The 23,034-nt window shown below is 70.8% G+C and carries 20 protein-coding genes and 2 pseudogenes; 9 read left to right on the forward strand and 13 right to left on the reverse strand.

Features of this window, described 5'->3' with window-relative positions; translation table 11 throughout:
- Window positions 1–33: 33 nt before the first annotated feature.
- The 3 genes from AB0J04_RS04240 to AB0J04_RS04250 form a co-directional block, all read right to left on the reverse strand.
- The gene (locus tag AB0J04_RS04240; RefSeq protein ID WP_363166837.1) at window positions 34–1,035 is read right to left on the reverse strand and encodes an EamA family transporter; all 1,002 of its coding nucleotides are present in this window, start codon (window positions 1,033–1,035) and stop codon (window positions 34–36) included.
- 168 nt (window positions 1,036–1,203) lie between these two features.
- Window positions 1,204–2,343 (reverse strand): peptidoglycan bridge formation glycyltransferase FemA/FemB family protein, encoded by a 1,140-nt coding sequence (locus tag AB0J04_RS04245; protein ID WP_363166838.1) that lies wholly within the window; start codon window positions 2,341–2,343, stop codon window positions 1,204–1,206.
- Window positions 2,344–2,646: 303 nt separating this feature from the next.
- A complete protein-coding gene (locus tag AB0J04_RS04250) occupies window positions 2,647–5,658 on the reverse strand; it encodes an FAD-binding and (Fe-S)-binding domain-containing protein (RefSeq protein WP_363166839.1) in 3,012 nt (1,003 codons plus the stop codon).
- An 81-nt stretch (window positions 5,659–5,739) separates the two neighbouring features.
- Between AB0J04_RS04250 and serC the strand changes: the two genes are divergently transcribed.
- Window positions 5,740–6,858 carry a phosphoserine transaminase gene (gene serC, locus AB0J04_RS04255; RefSeq protein WP_363166840.1) on the forward strand — a complete coding sequence of 373 codons (1,119 nt, stop codon included), beginning with the start codon at window positions 5,740–5,742 and terminating at the stop codon, window positions 6,856–6,858.
- 98 nt (window positions 6,859–6,956) lie between these two features.
- On the opposite strand, the pseudogene AB0J04_RS04260 reads toward serC, so the two are convergent.
- Window positions 6,957–8,057, reverse strand: a pseudogene (locus AB0J04_RS04260) (cellulase family glycosylhydrolase); the annotation flags it as partial.
- A 1-nt stretch (window position 8,058) separates the two neighbouring features.
- Window positions 8,059–8,331: pseudogene (locus tag AB0J04_RS04265) on the reverse strand (ATP-binding cassette domain-containing protein); the annotation flags it as partial.
- A gap of 119 nt (window positions 8,332–8,450) precedes the next feature.
- On the opposite strand from AB0J04_RS04265, the gene AB0J04_RS04270 reads away from it, so the two are divergent.
- Window positions 8,451–9,206 (forward strand): TetR/AcrR family transcriptional regulator, encoded by a 756-nt coding sequence (locus AB0J04_RS04270; RefSeq protein ID WP_363166841.1) that lies wholly within the window; start codon window positions 8,451–8,453, stop codon window positions 9,204–9,206.
- Window positions 9,207–9,255: 49 nt separating this feature from the next.
- Here AB0J04_RS04270 and AB0J04_RS04275 read toward each other — a convergent pair whose 3' ends face one another.
- Window positions 9,256–10,245 carry a WD40 repeat domain-containing protein gene (locus tag AB0J04_RS04275; RefSeq protein ID WP_363166842.1) on the reverse strand — a complete coding sequence of 330 codons (990 nt, stop codon included), beginning with the start codon at window positions 10,243–10,245 and terminating at the stop codon, window positions 9,256–9,258.
- A 98-nt stretch (window positions 10,246–10,343) separates the two neighbouring features.
- On the opposite strand from AB0J04_RS04275, the gene AB0J04_RS04280 reads away from it, so the two are divergent.
- The 3 genes from AB0J04_RS04280 (at window position 10,344) to AB0J04_RS04290 (ending at window position 12,736) form a co-directional block, all read left to right on the forward strand.
- Window positions 10,344–11,024 (forward strand): SGNH/GDSL hydrolase family protein, encoded by a 681-nt coding sequence (locus tag AB0J04_RS04280; protein WP_363166843.1) that lies wholly within the window; start codon window positions 10,344–10,346, stop codon window positions 11,022–11,024.
- Between the two features lie 83 nt (window positions 11,025–11,107).
- Window positions 11,108–11,695 carry a Uma2 family endonuclease gene (locus tag AB0J04_RS04285; protein ID WP_363166844.1) on the forward strand — a complete coding sequence of 196 codons (588 nt, stop codon included), beginning with the start codon at window positions 11,108–11,110 and terminating at the stop codon, window positions 11,693–11,695.
- A gap of 48 nt (window positions 11,696–11,743) precedes the next feature.
- On the forward strand, window positions 11,744–12,736 hold the full coding sequence (locus tag AB0J04_RS04290) for an aldo/keto reductase (RefSeq protein WP_363166845.1): 993 nt from the start codon (window positions 11,744–11,746) through the stop codon (window positions 12,734–12,736).
- 177 nt (window positions 12,737–12,913) lie between these two features.
- Here the strand turns inward: AB0J04_RS04290 and thpR are convergent, their stop codons facing one another.
- Complete coding sequence (gene thpR / locus AB0J04_RS04295; protein WP_363166846.1) at window positions 12,914–13,486, reverse strand: RNA 2',3'-cyclic phosphodiesterase; 573 nt, start codon at window positions 13,484–13,486, stop codon at window positions 12,914–12,916.
- 50 nt (window positions 13,487–13,536) lie between these two features.
- Here thpR and AB0J04_RS04300 point away from each other — a divergent pair, with 50 nt between their 5' ends.
- Window positions 13,537–14,058, forward strand: a complete 522-nt coding sequence (locus AB0J04_RS04300; protein WP_363166847.1) for a GNAT family N-acetyltransferase — start codon at window positions 13,537–13,539, stop codon at window positions 14,056–14,058.
- 82 nt (window positions 14,059–14,140) lie between these two features.
- Here the strand turns inward: AB0J04_RS04300 and AB0J04_RS04305 are convergent, their stop codons facing one another.
- The 3 genes from AB0J04_RS04305 to AB0J04_RS04315 form a co-directional block, all read right to left on the reverse strand.
- Window positions 14,141–14,422 carry a hypothetical protein gene (locus tag AB0J04_RS04305; RefSeq protein ID WP_363166848.1) on the reverse strand — a complete coding sequence of 94 codons (282 nt, stop codon included), beginning with the start codon at window positions 14,420–14,422 and terminating at the stop codon, window positions 14,141–14,143.
- Window positions 14,423–14,560: 138 nt separating this feature from the next.
- A complete protein-coding gene (locus AB0J04_RS04310) occupies window positions 14,561–15,832 on the reverse strand; it encodes an MFS transporter (protein WP_363166849.1) in 1,272 nt (423 codons plus the stop codon).
- A gap of 103 nt (window positions 15,833–15,935) precedes the next feature.
- Entirely contained in the window at window positions 15,936–16,373 is a 438-nt protein-coding gene (locus AB0J04_RS04315; protein ID WP_363166850.1) for a MarR family transcriptional regulator, read from the reverse strand.
- 151 nt (window positions 16,374–16,524) lie between these two features.
- Here AB0J04_RS04315 and AB0J04_RS04320 point away from each other — a divergent pair, with 151 nt between their 5' ends.
- A complete protein-coding gene (locus AB0J04_RS04320; RefSeq protein WP_057600791.1) occupies window positions 16,525–16,707 on the forward strand; it encodes a ribbon-helix-helix protein, CopG family in 183 nt (60 codons plus the stop codon).
- A 22-nt stretch (window positions 16,708–16,729) separates the two neighbouring features.
- Here the strand turns inward: AB0J04_RS04320 and AB0J04_RS04325 are convergent, their stop codons facing one another.
- Entirely contained in the window at window positions 16,730–18,115 is a 1,386-nt protein-coding gene (locus AB0J04_RS04325) for an NCS2 family permease (protein WP_363166851.1), read from the reverse strand.
- A gap of 156 nt (window positions 18,116–18,271) precedes the next feature.
- Here AB0J04_RS04325 and AB0J04_RS04330 point away from each other — a divergent pair, with 156 nt between their 5' ends.
- Window positions 18,272–18,553 carry a DUF2530 domain-containing protein gene (locus AB0J04_RS04330; RefSeq protein ID WP_363166852.1) on the forward strand — a complete coding sequence of 94 codons (282 nt, stop codon included), beginning with the start codon at window positions 18,272–18,274 and terminating at the stop codon, window positions 18,551–18,553.
- Between the two features lie 94 nt (window positions 18,554–18,647).
- Window positions 18,648–21,014, forward strand: coding sequence for an HAD-IC family P-type ATPase (locus tag AB0J04_RS04335; protein ID WP_363166853.1), 2,367 nt, complete (start codon window positions 18,648–18,650; stop codon window positions 21,012–21,014).
- A gap of 61 nt (window positions 21,015–21,075) precedes the next feature.
- On the opposite strand, the gene AB0J04_RS04340 is transcribed toward AB0J04_RS04335, so the two are convergent.
- Window positions 21,076–21,888, reverse strand: a complete 813-nt coding sequence (locus AB0J04_RS04340) for a hypothetical protein (RefSeq protein ID WP_363166854.1) — start codon at window positions 21,886–21,888, stop codon at window positions 21,076–21,078.
- Between the two features lie 135 nt (window positions 21,889–22,023).
- Window positions 22,024–22,941: a hypothetical protein gene (locus AB0J04_RS04345; protein ID WP_363166855.1), complete on the reverse strand. Its 918-nt coding sequence runs from the start codon at window positions 22,939–22,941 to the stop codon at window positions 22,024–22,026.
- Between the last annotated feature and the right edge of the window lie 93 nt (window positions 22,942–23,034).

The following is a 23,034-nucleotide window of genomic DNA, read 5'->3' on the forward strand; positions in this document are numbered from 1 at the left end:
CCCGGCGGCCTCGGCGGCCGCCGGCCGCCCCCGTCAGACTTCCGGAACCGCCGCCTTCGCGCGCTTCCCGCGCCCCACCTGCGTGCGCACCGCGCCCATGCTCGCCCCGATGACCAGGGCGACGGCCGCCGCCTGGGTGGTGGTCAGGGACTGGTCGAGGACGAGGAAGCCCGCGGTCGCCGCGACAGCCGGTTCCAGGCTCATCAGGATCGCGAAGGTGGAGGCGGGCAGGCGGCGCAGGGCGAGGAGTTCGAGCGTGTACGGAAGCACCGAGGACAGGACGGCCACCGCCGCGCCGAGGCCCAGCGTCACCGGGTCGGCCAGCTTGGCGCCCGACTCCGCGAGGCCCAGCGGGAGGAACGCCAGCGCGCCCACCGCCATCGCCAGGGCCAGACCGTCCGCCTGCGGGAAACGGCGGCCGGTGCGGGCGCTGAAGACGATGTACGCGGCCCACATGGCCCCCGCCCCCAGCGCGAACGCCACGCCCGTCGGATCGAGGGCGCCGAAGCCCCCGCCTCCGTCGCCCCCGCGCCCCTCGCCGCCCCCTCCGGCGCTGAGCAGGAAGACGCCCGCGAGGGCCAGACCGGCCCAGACCAGGTTCAGCGCGCGGCGCGAGACGAAGACCGAGAGCGCCAGCGGGCCCAGCACCTCCAGCGTCACCGCCACGCCCAGCGGGATGCGGTCCACGGCCTGGTAGAAGAGGCCGTTCATCGCGGCCATCGTGACGCCGAAGACGACGACCGTCCCCCAGTCCGTGCGCGAGTGTCCGCGCAGCCGCGGCCGGCAGATCACCAGCAGCACCACCGCCGCCACCAGCAGCCGCAGCGCCACCACGCCGAGCGCGCCGGCCCTCGGCATCAGCGTCACCGCCAGCGCGCCGCCGAACTGCACCGAGATCCCGCCGGCCAGCACCAGACCGACCGGACCGAGGGAGCCGAACCGGCCCGGGGCCGCCGAGAGCTGCGGCGAGGCGACAGCGGCGGTGACGGTCGCAGTCGCAGTCGCAGTCGCGGCTGCTGTGTCGGGGGGTGTCACGGGCGGTCCAGGTGCTCGGCTCGGTTCGTTCATCACGATGTACTACCGAGTCCAGGTTAATGGACCTCGTCAGGCGTGTGAACCGTTTTTGCCGCTGTCTCGGGCTGTGAGATGCCCGACGCTCTCAGATCCCGGGCCGGGGCGTCGGGCGGCGCAGACGGGAAAGAGCTATCGGCGAGCCATGTACAGGTCCAGGGCCTTCTGCAGCACCCGGTTGAGCGGAAAGTCCCACTCGCCGACGTACTCCACGGCCTCTCCGCCCGTTCCGACCTTGAAGCGCAGCAGGCCGAGCAGGTGGTTGGACTCCTCCAGGGTGTCCGTGATGCCCCGCAGGTCGTAGACGGCGGCGCCGAGTTCGTGCGCGTCGGCCATCATGCGCCACTGCATGGCGTTGTTGGGCTGAACCTCGCGTTTGCGGCTCGTGGAGGCGCCGTAGGAGTACCAGACGTGCTCGCCGACGGTCAGCATGGTGGCGGCGGCGAGGATCTCGCCGTCGTGGTGGGCGAGGTAGAGCCGCATGCGGTCCGGATGTTCGGCGTTCAGCGCGCTCCACATGCGCTGGAAGTACGGCAGCGGGCGCGGGATGAACCGGTCGCGCTCGGCGGTCTCGGTGTAGAGGCCGTAGAACGCCGGCAGGTCCTCGTAGCCGCCCCGGACGACCTTCACGCCCGCCTTCTCCGCCTTCTTGATGTTGCGCCGCCACTGCTGGTTGAGGCCGCCGTGCACCTCCTCCAGGGACCGTCCGGCGAACGGGATCTGAAAGACGTAGCGCGGCTGGCCGGCCGCGAAACCCTCCTCCCCGTCCGGCTCGGTCTGCTGCCAGCCGGAGCCGCGCAGCCGGTCGGCGACCTCGAAGGCGCGCGGATCGTACGAGCTCGGCTCCGCGTCCCGCAGCCGGTGGGCGCCGGGGTCGGCGATGGCCGCCTTGACGGCGTCGGCGCTCCAGCGTCGTACGGCGACGGGCGGGCCCAGCTTCACCGAGAACGCGCCCAGCGCCCTCAGATGGGCGAGCATCGGGTCCAGCCAGCGCTCGACCAGATCGGGCGCGTACCAGTCGATCACCGGCCCCTCGGGGAGATAGGCCAGGTACTTCTTCAGCTTCAGCTTGGGCAGCGGCCGCAGCAGCGCCAGCCCGGCCCCCACGAGCACGCCGGCCTCGTCGATCCACCCCAGGCTCTCCGCCCGCCAGTCCGGCTTGACGTCCCCCCACGAGGGGATCTGCATATGGCTGGCGGAGGGACGGGCCGCGATGAACGCCAGGTGCTCGGCGCGACTGATGGACTGGACACGCAGGCTGGTACGGCTCATCCGCAAGGGCTCCTTCGAACGGTTGTGCAGACGAGCCAGCCTAGGAGTCGATCACGGTCATCCCCGGGACCGAGCGCGTCGACCGCCGCCGTGTCGGCCACACGCGCGTGCAGATGGCCGACACGCGTCCCCCGTCCCGTCAGTCACCCACCCCGCGCGCCACCCATCCCCCGAGTCACCCGCCCCGCGCGCCACCCGTCCCGTCAGTCACCCGCCCCGCGCGCCACCCATCCCGTCAGTCACCCGCCCCGCGCGCCACCCGTCCCGTCAGTCACCCACCCCGCGCGCCACCCGTCCCCCGAGTCACCCGCCCCGCGCGTCACCCGTCCCGTGAGTCCCTTCCGCCGCCTCATCCAACCCCTCCGCCAGCACCTCCGCGAGATGCCGGCCCCGCACCCCCGCCAGCTGCTCCAGCTGTGTCCGGCAGGAGAACCCGTCCGCGAGGATCACGGCCCCCTCCGGGGCGTCCCGCACGGCCGGCAGCAACTGCTCCTCCGCGCACGCCGTGGACACCTCGAAGTGTCCTTTCTCGAAGCCGAAGTTGCCGGCGAGGCCGCAGCACCCCCCACTCAGCGCACCGCCGAGCCCCGCGGCCTCGCGGAGCCGCCTCTCGGCCTCGTCGCCCAGGACCGCATGCTGGTGGCAGTGGGTCTGGCCGACCGTCGGGCGGTCCAGGCGGGGCGGGGTCCAGCCCGGTGCGTGCCGCTCCAGGGTCTCCGCGAAGGTGAGGACGCGGGCGGCGAGACGGGCCGCGCGCGGGTCGTCGTGCAGCAGCTCGGGCAGATCGGTGCGCAGGGCGGCCGCACAGCTCGGCTCCAGGACGACGACCGGTGCGCCGGTCTCCAGCACCGGTTCCATCAGGTCGAGCGTGCGGCGCAGCACCACGCGCGCGTGGTCGAGCTGGCCGGTGGAGACATAGGTCAGCCCACAGCAGACCCGGCCCCGGCGGGCCGTCGGCAGCGCGGCCGCGCTCCTCGACCGGCCGTCGCCCACCGGCCGTCCCCGCATCCGCAGGGTCGGCGGCAGCGCCACCCGCAGCCCCGCCGCCTCCAGCACCCGGACGGCGGCCCGGCCCACGGACGGCGAGAGGTGCTCGGTGAAGGTGTCGGGCCACAGGACGACCAGCTCACCCCCGTCCCCCATGGGCTTTCGCCGCCGCCACCACGCGCTGAACGTCTCCGTCGCCAGTCGCGGGATCGCCCGCTCCGGCGCGATCCCGCCCAGCCGCCTGGCGGCACCCGCGAGCAGGCCGACGGAGGCGAGCGCGTTGAGCAGCGGAGCCGCCCGTACCCGGCTCGCCCAGCGCAGCCAGACCGGCAGCCACCCCATGCTGTAGTGCGCGGCCGGGCGCCGACGCCCCGCGTAGTGGTGGTGCAGGAACTCCGCCTTGTAGGTGGCCATGTCGACCTCTACGGGGCAGTCGGAGCGGCAGCCCTTGCAGGACAGGCACAGGTCGAGCGCGTCCCGGACCTCCGGGGAGCGCCAGCCGTCGGTCACCAGCTCACCGGCCAGCATCTCGTGCAGCAGACGGGCACGCCCGCGCGTGGAGTGCTCCTCCCGCCCGGTGGCGCGGAACGACGGACACATCACCCCCGCCCCCGCCCCGTCGACGGGCGTCGTCGTCCGGCACTTGGCGACGCCCACGCAACGGCGCACCGCCGCCGAGAAGTCGCCGCCGTCGGACGGGTACCCGAAGGCCACGTCGACCGGCTCGCGCGGGAGGACGGCGAAGCGGAGATTGCCGTCCAGCGGCGCGGGACGGACCAGCATCCCCGGGTTGAGCAGGTCGTCCGGGTCCCAGACCCCCTTCGCCCGCTCGAACAGCGCGACCATGTCGGACCCGTACATCCTGGGCAGCAGTTCGGCCCTGGCCTGCCCGTCGCCGTGCTCCCCGGACAGCGAGCCCCCATGGGCGACCACCAGCTCGGCCAGCTCCTCCGAGAACCGCCGGAAGCGGGCGACCCCGGTCTCCGTCAGCAGATCGAAGTCGATCCGCACATGGATGCAGCCGTCCCCGAAATGCCCGTAGGGGGTGCCCCGCAGGCCGTGCTGCGCGAGCAGCCCGCGGAAGTCGCGCAGGTAGGCGCCGAGCCGGGCCGGCGGCACCGCGCAGTCCTCCCAGCCGGGCCAGGCCTCGGAGCCGTCCGGCATCCGGGTCGCCGTGCCGCTCGCGTCCTCCCGGATCCGCCACAGCGCCCGCTGCCCGGCAAGGTCGCGCACGATCCGCGCGTCCAGCCCGTCCGCCGCGCGGACGATCGTCTCCGCACGCGCGTGTGCCTCGCCCGCCGACTCGCCGCCCGTCTCGACGAACAGCCAGGCCCCGCCCCGCGGCAACCCCTCCCGATCCCTCGCCGGAACCAGGTCGGCCGCCATGCCCTCCACCGTCAGCGGCCCGTACCTCAGCAGCCCGGCCGCGGCCTCGGCGGCGGCGCCCTCGTCCGGGTAGCCGAGGACGGCGAGCGCACGCGCGCGTGGAGCCTCGACGAGCCTGACGACGGCCTCCGTCACCACGCCCAGGGTGCCTTCGCTGCCGCAGAACGAGCGGGCGACGTCGGCGCCGTTCTCCGGCAGCAGCGCGTCCAGCGCATACCCGGAGATACGGCGGGGCAGCTCGGGAAACCCGGTCCGCAGCCGGGCCAGCTCGCCCTCCACGAGTTCCCGCAGCCCGTCCGGCGCGCCGGCCCACCCCTGCCCGACCCGCAGCCGCCGCCCGCGCGCGGTGACGACGTCCAGCTCGCGCACGCTGTCCGCCGTCGTCCCCCACGCCACCGAGTGGGAGCCGCACGAGTTGTTGCCGATCATCCCGCCGAGCGTGCACCGGCTGTGCGTGGACGGATCCGGCCCGAAACGCAGCCCGTAGGGGGCGGCGGCCTCCTGGAGCCGGTCGAGCACGAGCCCCGGCTGCACGACGGCGGTCCGCGCGACGGGATCGAGGGAGACCACCCGGTTCATGTACCGGGTGAAGTCGAGCACGACCCCCGTCCCGGTCGCCTGCCCCGCGATCGAGGTCCCCCCGCCGCGCGCCACCACCGGCACCCCGCGCCCCCGACACACCTCCAGGACGGCCGCGACGTCGTCGCCGTCCCGAGGCGCGACGACCCCTAGGGGAACCCGCCGGTAGTTGGACGCGTCCATGGTCACCAGCGCCCGGTCGGTCACCCCGAACCCGACGTCCCCCCGGACGACGAGCCGCAGCGCACGTTCAAGACCGTCAGAGCCGTCGTCGCCGGCATTGCCCTCGTCACCCTCGTCGCCCGCATTGCCCTCGTCACCCTCGTCGCCCGCATTGCCCTCGGTGTCCGCCAGATGCGTCATACGTCCCAGCAAACCAAAAACCTCGTCTCACCCGACGGACGATGTTGCGGCCAGGTTTCCCCCACCGGATACCCTCCCCTCGTGGCTGAGATCCAGATTCCTGCTGACATCAAGCCCGCCGACGGTCGTTTCGGCGCGGGCCCCTCCAAGGTGCGGGTGGAGGCGCTGGACGCCCTGGCCGCCACCGGCACGTCCCTCCTCGGCACCTCCCACCGCCAGGCCCCGGTCAAGAACCTGGTCGGCAAGGTGCGCGAGGGCGTCTCCGAGCTGTTCTCCCTCCCCGAGGGCTACGAGGTCGTCCTCGGCAACGGCGGGTCGACGGCCTTCTGGGACGTCGCGACGCACGGCCTGATCGAGAACAAGTCGCAGCACCTCACGTTCGGTGAGTTCAGCTCGAAGTTCGCGAAGGCGGCCAAGCTCGCGCCCTGGCTGGCCGAGCCGACCGTGATCTCCTCCGACCCGGGCACGCACCCCGAGGCGGCGGCCGAGGCAGGCGTCGACGTCTACGCGTTCACCCACAACGAGACCTCGACGGGTGTCGCCGCCCCGCTGAAGCGGGTCGCGGGCGCAGACGCCGGCTCCCTGGTCCTGGTGGACGCCACCTCCGGCGCGGGCGGCCTCCCGGTCGACATCGCCGAGACGGACGTCTACTACTTCGCCCCGCAGAAGTCCTTCGCCTCCGACGGCGGCCTGTGGATCGGCGTGTTCTCCCCGGCGGCGATCGAGCGCGCGGAACGCGTCCACGCGTCCGGCCGCCACATTCCGGAGTTCTTCAGCCTCCCCACGGCGATCGACAACTCCCGCAAGAACCAGACGTACAACACCCCGGCCCTGAGCACTCTGTTCCTCCTCAACGAGCAGCTGGAGTGGATCAACGGCCAGGGCGGCCTGGCGTGGTCGTCGGCCCGCACGAAGGACTCCTCGACGCGCCTGTACACGTGGGCGGAGGAGTCGAAGCACGCGACCCCGTTCGTCACGGACCCGGCCAAGCGCTCCCAGGTCATCGGCACGATCGACTTCGCGGACGAGATCGACGCCGCCGCGATCGCCAAGGTCCTGCGCGCCAACGGCATCGTCGACACCGAGCCCTACCGCAAGCTCGGCCGCAACCAGCTCCGCGTGGCGATGTTCCCGGCGATCGACCCGGCGGACGTCGAGGCGCTGACGGAGTGCATCGACTACGTGATCGAAAAGCTCTAGCAGTTCTTTCGTACGGTTCTTTCGTACGGCTCCTTTGTACGGCTCCGAAGGGCGCCCGGCGCGACACCCGCGCCGGGCGCCCTCGTCGTGCACACCGCTCACGCCGCCGTGCAGCTCACGCTCGGCGCGCCCCCGCCGCCCGGCGCGCCCCCGAAGCCGAAGCTCGTCGAAGCGCCCACCGGTACCGCCCCGTTGTGGGAGGCGTTCACCGCCGTCACCGTCGCGCCGCTCTGGGTGTACGAGGCGTTCCACATGCTCGTCACCTGTTGTGAGCCGGCCCAGGTCCAGGTGACCTTCCAGGACGAGAGGGCCGTCGTCCCGGTGTTGGTGACCTTCACGTCGGCGTTGAAGCCGCCGCCCCAGTCGCTGCTGACGACGTAGGCGGCGGCGCAGGACGCCGTGGTCCCCCCGCCGCCGCCCCCGCCACCGCCGCCGCCCGTGCTCGGGAAGCCCGGAGCCTTCACACTGGCCAGGTAGCCGTCCTTCACCGTGTCGACGGTCGTCCAGTCGTCCTTCAGAATGCCGCCCGTGTCACCGGAGTTGGGGTTCCAGGACCAGAAGGTCCAGTGGACGGAGTCGGCGCCGTACGTCGAGGTCGGCCGGAGGTAACTCACCAGCGCCGCCAGCCACTTCTGGTCCACCGTCGCGGCGAGCGTCGTGCCGAACTCGCCCACCCACACGGGCGCGATGTTCTGCTTGAAGATGTAGCCCCAGTACTTGTCCCAGATCCCCGGCATGTTCGCGGGGAACGTGGGATCGCTGAACCAGCTCTGCTGAGCGACGCTCGTCGCGTAGTCGTGGGCCGAGTAGACCACCCGGTTCGCCACGTTCAGCTGCACCGGGTACTGCGCGACGCCCATCAGGTTGCCGCCCCACCAGCCCGACACGCCGTTGAAGGTCTGCACGCCCTCCACGAAGATCAACAGGTCGGGGTTGACCGACAGAACGGCGTTGCCGGCGCGTTGTGCGGCCAGTCGCCAGTCCGTCGCCGTGTCGCCGCAGCCCCAACAGGCGGGATCGTGGGGCTCGTTGTGCAGGTCGATGCCGACGACCGTGTCCTGGCCCAGATAGCGGGTCGCGAGGGACTTGAGGTTGGCGATCCACGTCGACTCGGGAACCGCGGCCGTGTACCAGAGCGCTGACTGGCCGCCGGCGTCCGGGCGGTGGCGGTCGAGGATGACCTTCAGGCCGTCCTGACCCGTCCACGGCCGCGTACTGCCCGGTGAGGCCGATCCGCGCCCGCACCTCGCGCGGCTGCCGGCCCACGTCCAGCCCGGCCACCGTCGCCCGGCCGCCGTCCAGCCGGACGAGCGTGGCCAGGATGCGCACGGCGGTGGTCTTGCCGGCCCCGTTCGGCCCGAGCAGTCCGTGCACGGTGCCCTCCCGGACGGCCAGGTCGAAGCCGTCGAGGGCGCGTTTGTCGCCGTAGCGCTTCTCCAGCCCCTCGGCGAGCACGGCGTGTCCGTCGCTCATCGGGTCCCCCTCTTCTCTCTTCCCTCGGTCTTCCCCGAGCCCTCCGGTTAACTGGGTACACCGTACCCGATTACGCGTACACCGTACTCGGTTTTTCGACGGCAAACTAAGCTGCGCCCATGACGAGCAGTACGGAGACCAGCGGCAGCGGCGACATCAACCGCACCCTCGAGCTGCTGTGGGACACCGGCAAGCGCCCGAGCCGCGGACCCAAGCCGAGCCTGACGCTGGACCAGATCGTGGAGCGAGCCGTGGAGATCGCGGACCGGGACGGACTCCCCGGGGTCTCGATGCGCCGCATCGCCACGGAACTGGGGACGGGCGCGATGTCCCTCTACCGCTACGTTCCCGGCAAGGCCGAGCTGCTCGACCTGATGCTGGACCGCGTCCAGCGCCCCTCCGAGAACCCGGCCGACCTCGGCGACGGCACCTGGCGCTCCGCCCTGGAGGCCATGGCCCACGCCACCCTCGCCCTCTACCGCCGCCGCCCCTGGCTGCTGGAGGTCAACCAGACGCGCCCGCTGCTGGGCCCGAGCGCGCTGGACGGCATGGAGAAGGTGCTCACCCTCATCCGGCCGATGGGCCTGACCGACCCCGAACTCGTCTCGACGGTCATCATGGTCGACGCCTACGTCGTCGGGGCCGCGCGCACACAGGTCTACCAGGAGGCTGCCGAGCGCACGTCGGGCATGACGACCGCCGACTTCTACTCGGCCCAGGCCCCGTTCCTGGAACGGGTCATGGCCACCGGCCGCTACCCGGTCCTCGCCTCCCTGGCCGAGGACACCTGGAGCGTCACTTTCGACCACTTCGGGTTCGGCCTGCAACAGATCCTGGACGGGCTGGAACTCCTCGTCGCCCAGCGGGAGTCGTGAGCGCGACCCTCAGTGCGCGCAGTCAGTGCGCGCAATGCGCACAGCGCGCTCAGTCGCGGCGCCGCAGCCGGCGCAGGCCGAAGAAGGCGGCGCAGACCACGGCGACGGCCAGCGCGCCGAACTTGACGCTGCCGGAGGCCGAGGAGCCGTCGCCGCCGCCGTCGCCCGCGGCGCTCGAACCGCCGCCCCCCGACGGGGACTCGGAACCGGAGGCGGTCGCGCCGTCGGGAGCGTCCTCCGCCTCCACCTCGCTCCCGGACCCCTCGGTCCCGTACATGAGCTTGGTGCCGTCGGCGGAGTAGCTGACGGACTCCCCCTGCCGCTGCAGCGGCACGTCGAGCCGCCCCTCGCGCTTGATCTTCCCGCCGTTCCAGTCGTAGTAGACGCCGCCGAAGTAGCCGCGGACGGCGAGCTGCGTGCCGTCCGGGGAGAAGGCGGCGTCGGTGGCCCACAGGTCGACGGGGACGGTGGGCTTGAAGACGTTCGCGCCGGACGTGGAGAGCTTCGCTGGCCCCTCGTACAGATGCCCCCCGTCCTCGTGCTTGTCGATGATGTACACGCGGCCGGTCTTGGGGTGGACGATCAGGGACTCGGCGTCGCGGGAGCCGTCCGTGTACTTCACGACGTACTGCTTGGCCCGGATGCTCTGGTCCTTGAGCTCCTTGGGCTCGGGGAGCTGATAGATCCAGACGTAGGGCCAGGTCACCCCGTCGTTGTCGCCGATGTCGCCGACCCAGAGCTGGTTGTCGGGACCCATGGCGATGGCCTCGACGTCACGCGGGGTGCCCACGCCGGTCAGGGTGATCGTGGCGACGGTCTTGCCGGTGCCGCTGTCCACGGCGTAGAGGCAGGCGCAGGTGTCCTGGTCGTTGTGCGTCCAGTAGACGCCCGGGTGCTGACGGGACGCCGCCAGGCCGCTGGACTCGGTGATCCGGGGGTCGGTGACGGTGAAACCCTTGTCGCCGTCGGCGGCGGTCGCGGGCGCGGCGAACACCCCCGTGAGGAGGACCGCGGCGAGGAACGCAGGCAAGCGACGCATGCCCCAAGCCTGCCATCCCGGCCGAGGTTTCACGGCGCGTGGCCCGTCTCACACCCCGGCCCGTCCCCTGCCTCCCGCTGATCCCCGATGATGAGCGGATGCTCAGGTTCATGCCCGTCGGTGATTCCCAGACGATCGGAAGCGCCGGCGAACACACATGGCGTTATCGGATGTGGCAGCACCTGCGCACGACGTACGGCGGCCCGTTCGCGGTCGTCGGACCGCGCGAGACGCTGTACGACAAGGCGACGGACGCGCCCACCTCCTACGAGTACGCCGATCCGGACTTCCCCCGCGCCCACCTGGCCGGCTGGGGCGAGGGCTGGCTGCACATGGCCCCGCTGATCGGCGGGGCGGTCCGCGCGCACCGGGCCGATGTGCTGCTGGTCGCCCTCGGCCTCATCGACCTGGGCTTCTACACGAACGCGGGGCAAACCGCCGCCAACGTACGGACGTTCGTGGCCGAGGCACGGGCGGCCAACCCCCGGGTGGGGATCGTCGCACTGCCGGTGATCCCGAACGTCCGCGCGCAGACGGAGCCCGACTTCGCCGCCGAGGTCGCCGCCTTCAACGAACTCCTCGCCAAGGCCCTCACCGACCTGGACGAGCCCCGCTCCCCGCTCCTGCTGGCGTCACCCCCGCCCGGATACGAGACGCACCTCGACACCTACGACGGCACCCACCCCAACGCGAGCGGCGAGCACAAGATCGCGGAGGCCTTCGCGGAGGCGATGTACCAGGGCTGGGAGCTGGGCGGGGCGTACGAGCGCTCGGCGTGACGCCGTCCGTGACCTTGTCACCGTGCGTATCGTTGTACTGCGCGGCCGCACCTGAGCGAGGGCGGCCGGGGAGGATCGCCACGATGACCGTCCTTGAAGACAGGATCGCGATGGCCGAGAGCGACAACACGAACACGCTCGACGAGATGTTCGAGCGGCTCGAGACGATGCCCGTCCCCGAGGGATACAAGGTCGAGATCGTCGAGGGGTTCGTCTACATGTCACCGCAGCGCGACACCCACTGGGAGATCATCCTGGACATCGTCGAACAGCTGCGGACCAAGTACCCCCGCAAGCGCGTGAAGTCCGACGTGCGCATCGACTACCCGGGGCACCTCAACGGATTCGCGAGCGATGTGACGGTGATGGCCGAGAGCGCCGCCAAGTCGGAGGAAGGCCGCTGGAGCCACGAGGACGTCGAGTTCGTCGCCGAGGTCATCTCCAAGGGCACCGCCGCCAACGACTACGGCCCGAAGAAGGCGGCCTACGCCACCGCCGAAGTCCCCGTCTACCTGATCGCCGACCCCTACCAGCGCCGCTGCCACCTCTACACCCAGCCCAAGAACGGTGAGTACATCACCGAGACGAAGATCGACTTCGGCGACGACGTCGACCTCACCGGCACGGCGGTCGGCCTCACCCTCAAGACCGACGACTTCCCCCGCGACTGACCGATTCCCCTTGCATCGAGCGCACTCGAAGCCGTTGGGTTGAGTTCCATGAAGTACACGCAGCTCGGACGCACCGGACTCAAGGTCAGCCGCCTCGTCCTCGGCACCATGAACTTCGGCCCGCAGACGGACGAAGCCGACAGCCACGAGATCATGGACGCGGCGCTCGGCGCGGGCATCAACTTCTTCGACACCGCGAACGTGTACGGCTGGGGTGAGAACAAGGGCCGTACCGAGGAGATCATCGGCAACTGGTTCGCGAAGGGCGGCGAGCGCCGCGACCAGGTAGTCCTCGCCACCAAGGTGTACGGCAACATGGCCGCCGACGGCGATGCCTGGCCGAACCACGACAAGCTGTCCGCCCTGAACATCCGGCGGGCCGTCGACGCGTCGCTGAAGCGGCTGCAGACCGACTACATCGATCTCTACCAGTTCCACCACATCGACCGCAGCACTCCCTTCGAGGAGATCTGGCAGGCGATCGACGTGCTGGTGCAGCAGGGCAAGATCCTCTACGCCGGGTCGTCCAACTTCCCCGGTTACAAGATCGCCCAGGCCAACGAGCTCGCCGCCCGGCGCGGCGGCACCATCGGGCTGGTCAGCGAGCAGTGCCTGTACAACCTGGCCGAGCGGCGCGCCGAGATGGAGGTCATCCCGGCCGCGCAGGAGTACGGGCTCGGGGTCATCCCGTGGTCGCCGCTGCACGGCGGTCTGCTGGGCGGGGTCATCAAGAAGGAGATCGAGGGCGGTCGCCGCGCCTCCGGACGGGCCGCCGACACCCTCGCCGACCCGACCTCACGCGCCCAGGTCCAGGCGTACGAGGACCTCCTCGACAAGCACGGGCTCGAGCCCGGCGAGGCCGCGCTGGCCTGGCTGCTCACCCGTCCCGGCGTGACCGGCCCGATCGTCGGTCCGCGCACCGCCGAGCAGCTCGACTCGGCACTGCGCGCGGTCGAGCTGGAGCTGAGCGAGGAACTGCTGACGGGTCTCGACGAGATCTTCCCGGGCCCGGGCCCGTCCCCGGAGGCCTTCGCCTGGTAAGGCCGCTGACAGCGGCCCCTGGGCAGGGCATGGCGGCGGCCGTCGTTTCGATCACGTCGGTCACGTCGGTCGCGTCGGCTACTTTCCGACGGCCGCCGCCACCGCCACCACGACGAACATCAGCACGAGCGCACCGGCCATGATCCGGTTCCGGGTCTTCGGGTCCACGCGTCGAGCCTAACCGGCCCCGCCGAGCGCCCAGCGCCCGACCGGCTCGTAACGGGGCTGCTCCCCGGGAACGCCGGACTTCGGCAGGTTGCTGCGCACCAGCACCAGCTCCCCGACCGTCCAGGTGCGGCCCACGAAGGCGTCCAGTTCCTCGACGTACGGCCGGACGTCCAGCGCGTCCCGGCTGCGGGCCAGCGTCAGGTGGGCCTTGTAGCGGCGGTGTTCGTCCATCTCCACGCCCGCCTTGCGGGCCGCGGCCTCCGCCCGCCCGGCCAGCAGTCGCAGCGCCGGCACGTCCTCGGCCGCGCCCGCCCACAGGGCCCGCCCGCGCCCGAACTGTCCGCCGCCGCGCACCGCCAGCGCAAAGGGCGCGCTGCGGTGCGCGGCCCGCTCCAGCCGTGCCGACAGGTCCGGGACGAGATCGTCGTCGACCTCGCCGTAGAAGGCGAGGGTGAAGTGCCAGCCGGGGCGGCCCGTCCAGCGCAGGCCCTCCGCACCGGGCAGCGCGCGCAACCGGGCGACCTCGGCGGCGAGTTCGTCGGCGACGTCCTCCGGGGGCAGCACTGCGGCGAAGAGTCTCATACGCCGATTGTCCCGGCTGCCGGGAGCATGCGCCGGGCATCATGGACGTCATGGAGATCACCATCAGAGAAGGCGGCCCCGACGACGTCCCCGTGATACTCGGCATGCTCGACAGCAGTGTGGAGTGGCTGGTCTCACAGGGGCGCACCGGTCAGTGGGGGACGAAGCCCCTGTCGGAGAGTCAGAGCGTGCTGGAGTCGATCGTCCGGTACATGGACGACGGCGAGGTGTTCATCGCCGAGGCCGACGGGGTGCCGGCCGCCACCGTCACCCTCACCGACGCACCCGGCGCCTACCTCGCCCACCTCCCGCCGCCCGGCGAGCCCGAGCGCTACATCCACTGGCTGGCCTCCGACCGCCGCTTCAAGGGCCACGGCGTGGGCAGCGCACTCCTCGCCCACGCCGCCGAGACCACCCGCCGGGCCGGCGTCGCCCTCCTGCGGGTGGACTGCTACGCCGGCGACGACAGAGCCCTCGTCGCCTACTACGAACGCAACGGCTTCACAGCGACGCAGGCCTTCACCGTCGGCGACAAAGACTGGCCGGGGCAGCTGTTGGCCAGACGCGTGTAGCCTCACCGGCCCCGCGGGCACGCTCGCGGGGCCCCGCGCAGGGCCGATGTCCCGCCGGAAACGGCACGGCGCGGCAGGGCAGTCAGCCGAGCCACTGCCTCCAGCGGGCGCGGGGCGGATCACAGCGGCCTGAGTCGACGGCTAGCCGGTAGGCGCGATCGGCGAGTTCCGTGTCCGACCACACCCGGGCGTCGGAGTCGGGGAGAGTGCGTCCGCTGCCGTCGGTGAGTCGGGAGACGCCGACGACGCAGTCGGGGCGCACCGTTTGGGCCGCATACCGCCCCAGGGTCACAGCGGCCAGGGCAACGACCGTCCCGGCGATGACGAGCAACCGCCGCGTGCTGCCGGCTCTGTGCGGGATCACCGGCTCATCGTACTGAGCGCAACGCGCCCAGTGGCTTGCCTGAGCCCGCCCGGCGTGCGCGCTCGGCCTTCGGTGGCACCGGACACCGGCCGGTGCCGCACCACCGGGGGCCAGCCGCCGAACCGCTGGAGGCGGCTGTCACGCCACCGAGCTGAGCTCCCGGTTCTTCCTCGGTACCAGTCGTACCGTCGGGTGACCCGCGGCCCAGCCGACCGAGAGGCGTAGGTTGCCCACTCGGGCCAGGACCACGCCGACGGTGAGGGCCGCGGTCGCTGCGATCGCGCCGCCGACCGCCAGGCCGGCCCGTACGCCGTACGCGTCCGTGATCCAGCCCGCTATCGGCGCTCCGACGGGTGAGCCGCCCAGGAAGACCATCATGTAGAGGGCCATGACACGGCCCCGCATGGCCGGGTCGGTGCCCATCTGGATGCTGGTGTTCGCGGTGACGTTGACCGTCATGCCGAACATTCCGATCGGGGCCATGAGCAGGGCGAACAGCCAGAGGGAGGGGGCGCCGGCGGCGACCGTCTCCATCACGCCGAAGGCGACCGCCGCCGCGATCATCACCCGCATCCTGGCCGTGCCGCGCCGGGCGGCGAGGAGGGCGCCGGCCAGGGAGCCGACCGCCATCAGGGTGTTGAAGAGGCTGTAGGCGCCGGCGCCCGCGTGGAAGACGTCGTCGGCGAAGGCGGAGAGGTAGACGGGGAAGTTGAAGCCGAAGGTGCCGATGAACCCGACCAGGGTGATGGTCCAGATGAGGTCGGGGCGGCCGGCCACGTAGTGCAGGCCCTCGCGCAGCTGGCCCTTGGCGCGCGGTGCGCGCTCGACGGCGTGCAGTTCGCGCGCCCGCATCAGCAGCAGGCCGGTGATGGGCGCGACGAAGGACAGGCCGTTGGCGAGGAACGCCCAGCCGGTGCCCACGCCGGTGATCAGCAGACCGGCGACGGCGGGGCCGACGAGGCGGGCGGACTGGAAGTTCGCGGAGTTGAGACTGACCGCGTTCTGCAGCTGGTCGGGGCCGACCATCTCGGAGACGAAGGACTGGCGGGCCGGGTTGTCGACGACGGTCGCGAGTCCGACGGCGAAGGCGGCCACGTAGACGTGCCAGACCTCGACGTGTCCGGAGAGGGTGAGCAGGGCCAGCGCGATGCCGGTGAGGGCCAGCGCGGACTGGGTGAACAGCAGCGCGCGGCGCTTGGGCAGGCGGTCGACGAGAACGCCGCCGTAGAGGCCGAAGAGAAGCATCGGCAGGAACTGCAGGGCCGTCGTGAAGCCGACGGCCGTCGCGGAGCCGGTGAGGCTGAGGACCAGCCAGTCCTGGGCGATGCGCTGCATCCAGGTGCCGATGTTCGAGACGACCTGGCCCATGAAGAACAGGCGGTAGTTCCTGATCCTCAGGGAGCTGAACATCGACGACGTGCGAGCGGGGGCGGAGTCTGCTCCGGATCCCGTACTCAAAAGGGTTCGCCTCCTCGAATGCTGCCGACAGGTACGCGAGTCACCGATGCGCAAGTCACAGGTGCGCGAGCTTCTCCAGGACCGGGGCGGCCTCGCGCAGCTTCGCCCACTCGTCCTCGTCGAGACCGTCGACCAGGGTGGCGAGGAAGGCGTTCCGCTTGGCGCGGCTCTCCTCGAGCATGGCCTCGGCCTGCTCGGTCTTCGTGACGACCTTCTGACGCCGGTCGTCGGGATGCGGCTCGAGCCGGACCAGTCCCTTGGCCTCCAGAAGCGCCACGATGCGGGTCATCGAGGGCGGCTGGACATGCTCCTTGCGGGCGAGTTCGCCCGGGGTGGCACTGCCGTAGAGGGAGAGGGTGCCGAGCACCGACATCTCGGTGGGGCTCAGCGACTCGTCGACCCGCTGGTGCTTGAGCCGGCGGGACAGTCGCATCACGGCGGAGCGCAGGGAGTTCACGGCGGCAGCGTCGTCGCCATGGGTGAGGTCAGACATCTCTTTAGGGTAACTCATTACCCTGGCTAAACAAGCTGGGGCGCGCCGGGATTCCCGTGACACCGGCCACGGAAACCCCTTCATCACTCGAACGAGTGAGTCGGCAGCGGAAAGTGACCGAAATGCGGTACGCGCCCGCGACCCTCGTCTCATGGGGACCAGTGTGCTCAGCCTGCGGATAGACGGGGAGCTGCTCGAACGGCTCCGGCAGCATGCCGCCAAAAGGGGAATGAGCGTCCAGGACTACGTAGTCCAGACGCTCATTCGCGACGACTTCGACGAGCGGTTCCAGACCGCCGTCGAGGAGACGGAGAAGTTCTACGGGCTCACGTAGGACCGCCGTCCGCCGTCGGGGCTCACACGAGGTCGAGGGCCGGCATCAGGTAGTAGAAGACGAACACGGCCGAGACCACGTACATCGGGACCGGCACGTCCTTGCCGCGCCCGGCCGCCAGCCGGAGCAGGACGAAGGCGATGAAGCCCATGCCGATGCCGTTGGTGATCGAGTAGGTGAACGGCATCATCACCATGGTGATGAAGGCCGGGACGGCGATGGTGTGGTCGGCCCAGTCGATCTCCTTGATCGAGCCGGCCAGGATCAGATAGCCGACCGCGAGCAGGGCGGGCGTCGCGGCCTGGGACGGAACCATCGTGGCGACCGGCGTGAGGAACAGCGCGACCGTGAAGAGGCCGCCGGTGACGAGGTTCGCGAAGCCGGTGCGCGCGCCCTCGCCGACGCCGGCCGTGGACTCCACGAAGGCGGTGGTGGCGGAGGAGGAGCTGGCGCCGCCCGCGGCGACCGCGAGGCCGTCCACGAAGAGGACCTTGTTGATGCCGGGCATCTCGCCCTGGGCGTTGGTCAGCTTGGCCTCGTCGCTGACGCCCATGATCGTGCCCATCGCGTCGAAGAAGCACGACAGCAGGACCGTGAAGACGAAGAGGATGCCCGTCAGGACGCCGACCTTGTCGAAGCCGCCGAACAGACTGACCTCGCCGATCAGCCCGAAGTCGGGGCTTGCGACGGGGTTGCCGGGCCATTCGGGCGTGGTGAGGCCCCAGGACGGGATCGTCGCGACGGCGTCGATGATCAGCGCGAGGAGGGTCATCGCGACGATCGAGATCAGGATCGCGCCGGGCACCTTGCGGGTGATCAGGGCCAGCGTGAGCAGCGCGCCCAGGATGAAGACGAGAACCGGCCAGCCGTTCAGATGGCCGTCACCGCCGAGCTGGAGCGGGACGGTGGTCTGGGCGGCGTCCGGGATGCGGCTGACGAAGCCGGAGTCGACGAGCCCGATCAGCATGATGAACAGGCCGATACCGATGCTGATCGCCTTGCGCAGCCCGAAGGGGACCGCGTTCATGACGCGCTCGCGCAGACCGGTGGCGACCAGCAGCATGACGACGAAGCCCGCGAGGACCACCATGCCCATCGCGTCCGGCCAGGACATCCGGGGCGCGAGCTGGAGCGCGACCACCGAGTTCACGCCGAGGCCGGCGGCCAGCGCGATGGGAACGTTGCCGATCACGCCCATGAGGAGCGTGGTGAAGGCCGCCGTCACACAGGTGGCGGTGACCAGCTGACCGTTGTCGAGCTGATGCCCGTACATGTCCTTCGCGCTGCCGAGGATGATCGGGTTGAGCACGATGATGTACGCCATCGCGAAGAAGGTGGCGAAACCGCCACGGATCTCCCGGGACAGGGTGCTGCCCCGCTCAGAGATCTTGAAGTAGCGGTCGATCATCAGAGGTTCCTACGATCAGAAGTAGCCAGGATATGGGCAAGATACGGACAAGATGAGGGCAAGGCAGGGGGCGATGCAAAACGGATTCAGTATGAACATATAAAGCCGACGATGCTATCTCCGCGCGTAGATGTCTTCCTCTCGTAAGCTGAGCCCATGGCGAAGTGGACCCCTACGCACGAGGCGCCGGAGCCCCTTGAGGGCCCCGTGGTCGCCACCATCACCGGCGGCACGATCCTCTGGTTCGTCCTCTTCCTCGTCCAGCTCCCCTTCTACGGCTGGTTCGACGACCACGGCCATCTGTGGTGGCTGTGGACGTGCCTGGCCGGCGCCGGGCTCGGGCTCATCGGCATCTGGTACGTCCGCAAGCGGGACGCGGCGATCAGGCGCGGGGCGACGACAGCCGAGCAGCCGGCCCCTCAGGGTTCTGCCGAGTAGCCGTACAACCGGCGTACTACCGCCGTCCTCCCCAGGTCGGATCTTCGGCATCTTCGGGGGGTGAACCCCCAAATCCGCACGTACCGTCGATTCCATGACCCATATCGACGCACCCGCCGCCCTGTCGACGGCGACCGGTCTCACCGCCGCCGAAGTCGCGGAGCGCGTCGCGCTCGGTCAGGTCAACGACGTGCCCGTCCGCAGCAGCCGTTCGGTCGGCGAGATCGTCCGGGCGAACGTCTTCACCCGCTTCAACGCGATCATCGGCGTGCTGTGGGTGATCATGCTCGCCGTCGCGCCCATCCAGGACAGCCTGTTCGGGTTCGTGATCCTCGCCAACACCGGGATCGGCATCCTCCAGGAGTGGCGGGCGAAGAAGACCCTCGACTCCCTCGCGGTCGTCGGCGAGGCCCGGCCCACCGTCCGCCGCGACGGGATCGCGACCGAGGTCTCCACCTCCGACCTCGTCCTGGACGACCTCATCGAGATCGGGCCCGGCGACAAGGTCGCCGTGGACGGGGTGTGCGTCGAGGCCGACGGGCTGGAGATCGACGAGTCGCTGCTCACCGGCGAGGCGGACCCCGTCGTGAAGCGACCGGGCGACGCGGTGCTGTCGGGCAGCTTCGTGGTGGCCGGCGGGGGCGCCTTCCAGGCCACCAAGGTCGGCCGCGAGGCCTACGCCGCCCAGCTCGCCGAGGAGGCCTCCCGCTTCACGCTCGTCCACTCCGAGCTGCGCTCCGGCATCTCCACGATCCTCAAGTACGTGACGTGGATGATGGTCCCGGCCGCGCTCGGGCTGGTCGTCACCCAGCTCGTCGTCAAGGAGAACGACCTCTCGGACTCCGTCGCCCGTACCGTCGGCGGCATCGTCCCGATGGTCCCGGAGGGGCTCGTCCTGCTCACCTCGGTCGCCTTCGCGATCGGCGTCATCCGGCTCGGCCGGCAACAGTGCCTGGTGCAGGAGCTCCCGGCCATCGAGGGCCTCGCCCGCGTCGACACCGTCTGCCTGGACAAGACCGGGACCCTCACCGAGGGCGGCATGGACGTCAGCGAGCTGCGCACCCTCGACGGCGGCGACGAGAGTTACGTACGGCGGGTCCTCGGCGCCCTCGGGGAGTCCGACCCGCGCCCGAACGCCTCCCTCCAGGCGATCATCGACGCCTACCCGGACGCCGAGGACTGGCGCTGCACCGAGTCCCTGCCCTTTTCCTCCGCGCGCAAGTACAGCGGCGCCAGCTTCAGCGAGGGCAACGGGGAGAGCAGCACCTGGCTCCTGGGCGCCCCGGACGTGCTGCTGGCCGACGCCGATCCCGCCCTCGCCGAGACCGAGCGGCTCAACGAGCAGGGCCTGCGGGTGCTGCTGCTGGCCCGCGCCGCCCGCGACCTCGACGCCCCCGAGCCCGCGCACGGGGCCCGGCCCGCCGCCCTCGTCGTCCTCGAACAGCGGCTGCGGCCGGACGCCGCCGACACGCTGCGCTACTTCGCCGAACAGAACGTCCACGCCAAGGTGATCTCCGGCGACAACGCGGTGTCGGTGGGAGCGGTGGCCGCCAAGCTCGGGCTCGACGGCGGCACGGTGGACGCCCGCCGGCTGCCCGCCGACCAGGCCGGCATGGGGCAGGAGCTGGACCGGGGCACGGTGTTCGGCCGGGTCACCCCGCAGCAGAAGCGGGACATGGTCGGCGCGCTCCAGTCACGCGGGCACACGGTCGCGATGACCGGAGACGGCGTCAACGACGTCCTCGCGCTCAAGGACGCGGACATCGGCGTCGCGATGGGATCGGGCTCCGAGGCCACCCGCGCGGTCGCGCAGATCGTGCTGCTGAACAACAGCTTCGCGACGCTGCCGTCGGTGGTGGCGGAGGGCCGACGGGTCATCGGCAACATCACCCGGGTGGCGACCCTCTTCCTGGTGAAGACGGTCTACTCCGTGCTGCTGGCCCTGCTGGTGGTCTGCTGGCAGGTCGAGTACCCCTTCCTGCCACGGCACCTGACGCTGCTCTCCACCCTCACGATCGGCATCCCGGCCTTCTTCCTGGCCCTCGCCCCCAACACGGAACGGGCCCGCCCGCACTTCGTCAGACGCGTGATGCGCTACTCGGTCCCGGGCGGGCTCGTGGCGGGCGTCGCGACCTTCGTGACCTACCTGATCGCCCGTCACCACTACACCGGCGAGGGCTCGTTGGAGGCCGAGACCAGCGCGGCGACCCTCACGCTGTTTCTGATCTCGATGTGGGTGCTGGCGATCATCGCCCGCCCGTACACCTTCTGGCGGCTGCTGCTGGTGGCCTCGATGGGCGCGGCGTTCCTGCTCGTGCTGGTGGTCCCGTGGCTCCAGCACTTCTTCGCGCTGAAGCTGGTCGGGATGACGATGCCGTGGATCGCCGTGGCCGTCGCGGCGGTGGCGGCGGCCGCCCTGGAGTTCTCGTGGAAATGGGTCGACCGCCGCTTCCCGGCATAGCTGAACCGTTACTGCGTACGCTGCCCGCCGCTTGCTTCGCAGGGGCTTACTTCACGGGGGCTTACTTCACGTCGACGAAGTCGCCCGCCGCGCTGCTCGCCGGGGTCGTCGTGTTGCCGGCGAAGAGGTAGCGGTAGGTGCCGTCGACGGAGGCCTTGACCGTGGTCGTCAGCGTGCCGGTCGAGCTGGTCTTGACGGTCTTGACCGTGGTGTAGACCGTGCTGCCCTTCTTCTTGAACTGGAGCTTCACCGACTGGGCCGCGTAGCCGCCCGACTTGTGGGTGTCCCAGTTCGCGCGGCTCAGCTTGCCCGTGACGGTGAGGGTCTTGCCCTTCTTCACCGGCTCCGGCGCGGCGTTGACCGTCAGGGCCGACTTGCGCTGCACGTCGACGGCGCCCAGGTTGCCCTGCCACTTGAAGTCGTCGACACCGGTGATGTCCTTGGGGAGGGCGAGCGCGCCCACCTTCCAGGCGCCGGCCTGGCTGTTGGCCAGGTCGTCGAATTCGGCGGAGGCGGCAGGCCGGAACTGGATCTTGGCCGCGCAGTTCAGGACCGTCGTCGAGGCCGCCTTGCAGGTGCCCGCGTCGTCGCCGCCGAGCATCTCGGAGTCGATGCCGAGCTTGGCGCCCCGGTAGAGCAGCGGGCCGGTCTCGAAGGTGCTCGCGCTGAGGCTCGCGGGCTTCGTCACGGTGTAGGTCGCGGTGACGGTGACCATGGCCGAGGGGCCGACCACGACGGCCTTGCCCGCGTTGACCTTCATGTTGGAGAAGGTCACGGCCGGCGCCCCCGTCGGCGCGGCCTGCGCGGCCGGGACGGCGAGGGCGGAGAGAGCGAGGGCGCCGGAAGCGGCGACCACGATGGCGCGTATGCGCATGTGCGTTCCCCAGATGGAGGAGTGAAAGACGGTGAGGAGTGCGAGGAGTGCGGTGAAAAGGAGTTGCCGAGCGGCAGACGGTCGGCTCCGGATTCCGGAGCCGACCGTCTCTGCACGCCGCGTGCCGTGTGCCGCTTACTTCACGTCGACGAAGTCGCCCGAGGAGCTGGCCGCCGGGGTCGTCGAGGTGCCGGCGAAGAGGTAGCGGTAGGTGCCGTCCACGCCCGCCTTCACCGTCGTCTTCAGGGCGCCGGTGCTGCTGGTCTTGACGGTCTTGAGCGTGGTGTAGACCGTGCTGCCCTTCTTCTTGAACTGGAGCTTCACCGACTGGGTGGAGTAACCGCTGTACACGCCGGTGTCCCAGTTGGCGCGGCTCAGCTTGCCCGTGACGGTGAGGGTCTTGCCCTTCTTCACCGGCTCCGGCGCGGCGTTGACCGTCATCTTGGCCAGACGCTGGAGCTTGACGGTGCCCAGGGCGCCGGACTCGACGTAGCCGACCTTGGTCAGATCGACGTCGTCCGCGCCCAGCTGGTCGTTGAAGTCGACGACGTAGCCGCCCACTTTCCACGCCGTGGCGTCGGCGTTGTAGAGCTCCTCGCTCGGGCGGACGTCGATGGTGCCCTTGCAGGTGGCGACGGTGGCCGTGGTGTTGGTGCAGGACGGCCAGTCGTCGCCGAGGAGGAAGTTGGCCGGGTCGGCGAACGAACCGCGGTAGATGAACAGGTCCAGCTCGGTGTCGTCCGCGGTGACGTCGACGCCCGCGCCGTGCGTGACCTTGAAGGCGACCGGTACGGAGACCTTGCCGGTCGTGCCCGCCACGATCGGCTTGCCGTTGTTGACCTTCACGTCGGTGAACTTGGCGTCCAGCGCGTAGGGCGTGCCGGTGACGGCGGTGGTCTCGCCGACGTAGGCGCTCTTGCCGGAGGAGGCCGCGTGCAGGGCCTTCAGCGTGTCGATGGGGTTGCGGGTGTCGCTGCCGGTGGCCTGCGCGGCCGGAACGGCGAAAGCGGACAGAACCACGGCACCGGTGACGGCGACCACAGTGGCGCGCATGCGCATTCGTTTCCCCCTGAGGAGAGGGGCCCGAACGGTTGCCGTTCGCACGGCTCGCTTCACATCCGGGGCCCAAAGTGATCATGGAGTCTG

It is taken from the genome of Streptomyces sp. NPDC050263 (assembly GCF_040655955.1).
Taxonomy (GTDB): domain Bacteria; phylum Actinomycetota; class Actinomycetes; order Streptomycetales; family Streptomycetaceae; genus Streptomyces.

Bases quoted from the DNA above. Each gene is read 5' to 3' on its own strand.
- AB0J04_RS04310 (WP_363166849.1), bottom strand. From the start codon at position 15,832: ATGTTCAGCTCCCTGAGGATCAGGAACTACCGCCTGTTCTTCATGGGC.
- AB0J04_RS04335 (WP_363166853.1), top strand. From the start codon at position 18,648: ATGACCCATATCGACGCACCCGCCGCCCTGTCGACGGCGACCGGTCTC.
- AB0J04_RS04345 (WP_363166855.1), bottom strand. From the start codon at position 22,941: ATGCGCGCCACTGTGGTCGCCGTCACCGGTGCCGTGGTTCTGTCCGCT.
- AB0J04_RS04280 (WP_363166843.1), top strand. From the start codon at position 10,344: ATGCTCAGGTTCATGCCCGTCGGTGATTCCCAGACGATCGGAAGCGCC.
- AB0J04_RS04270 (WP_363166841.1), top strand. From the start codon at position 8,451: ATGACGAGCAGTACGGAGACCAGCGGCAGCGGCGACATCAACCGCACC.
- AB0J04_RS04250 (WP_363166839.1), bottom strand. From the start codon at position 5,658: ATGACGCATCTGGCGGACACCGAGGGCAATGCGGGCGACGAGGGTGAC.
- thpR (WP_363166846.1), bottom strand. From the start codon at position 13,486: ATGAGACTCTTCGCCGCAGTGCTGCCCCCGGAGGACGTCGCCGACGAA.
- AB0J04_RS04275 (WP_363166842.1), bottom strand. From the start codon at position 10,245: ATGCGTCGCTTGCCTGCGTTCCTCGCCGCGGTCCTCCTCACGGGGGTG.
- AB0J04_RS04285 (WP_363166844.1), top strand. From the start codon at position 11,108: ATGACCGTCCTTGAAGACAGGATCGCGATGGCCGAGAGCGACAACACG.
- AB0J04_RS04245 (WP_363166838.1), bottom strand. From the start codon at position 2,343: ATGAGCCGTACCAGCCTGCGTGTCCAGTCCATCAGTCGCGCCGAGCAC.
- AB0J04_RS04325 (WP_363166851.1), bottom strand. From the start codon at position 18,115: ATGATCGACCGCTACTTCAAGATCTCTGAGCGGGGCAGCACCCTGTCC.
- AB0J04_RS04290 (WP_363166845.1), top strand. From the start codon at position 11,744: ATGAAGTACACGCAGCTCGGACGCACCGGACTCAAGGTCAGCCGCCTC.
- AB0J04_RS04300 (WP_363166847.1), top strand. From the start codon at position 13,537: ATGGAGATCACCATCAGAGAAGGCGGCCCCGACGACGTCCCCGTGATA.
- AB0J04_RS04340 (WP_363166854.1), bottom strand. From the start codon at position 21,888: ATGCGCATACGCGCCATCGTGGTCGCCGCTTCCGGCGCCCTCGCTCTC.
- AB0J04_RS04315 (WP_363166850.1), bottom strand. From the start codon at position 16,373: ATGTCTGACCTCACCCATGGCGACGACGCTGCCGCCGTGAACTCCCTG.
- AB0J04_RS04330 (WP_363166852.1), top strand. From the start codon at position 18,272: ATGGCGAAGTGGACCCCTACGCACGAGGCGCCGGAGCCCCTTGAGGGC.
- AB0J04_RS04320 (WP_057600791.1), top strand. From the start codon at position 16,525: ATGGGGACCAGTGTGCTCAGCCTGCGGATAGACGGGGAGCTGCTCGAA.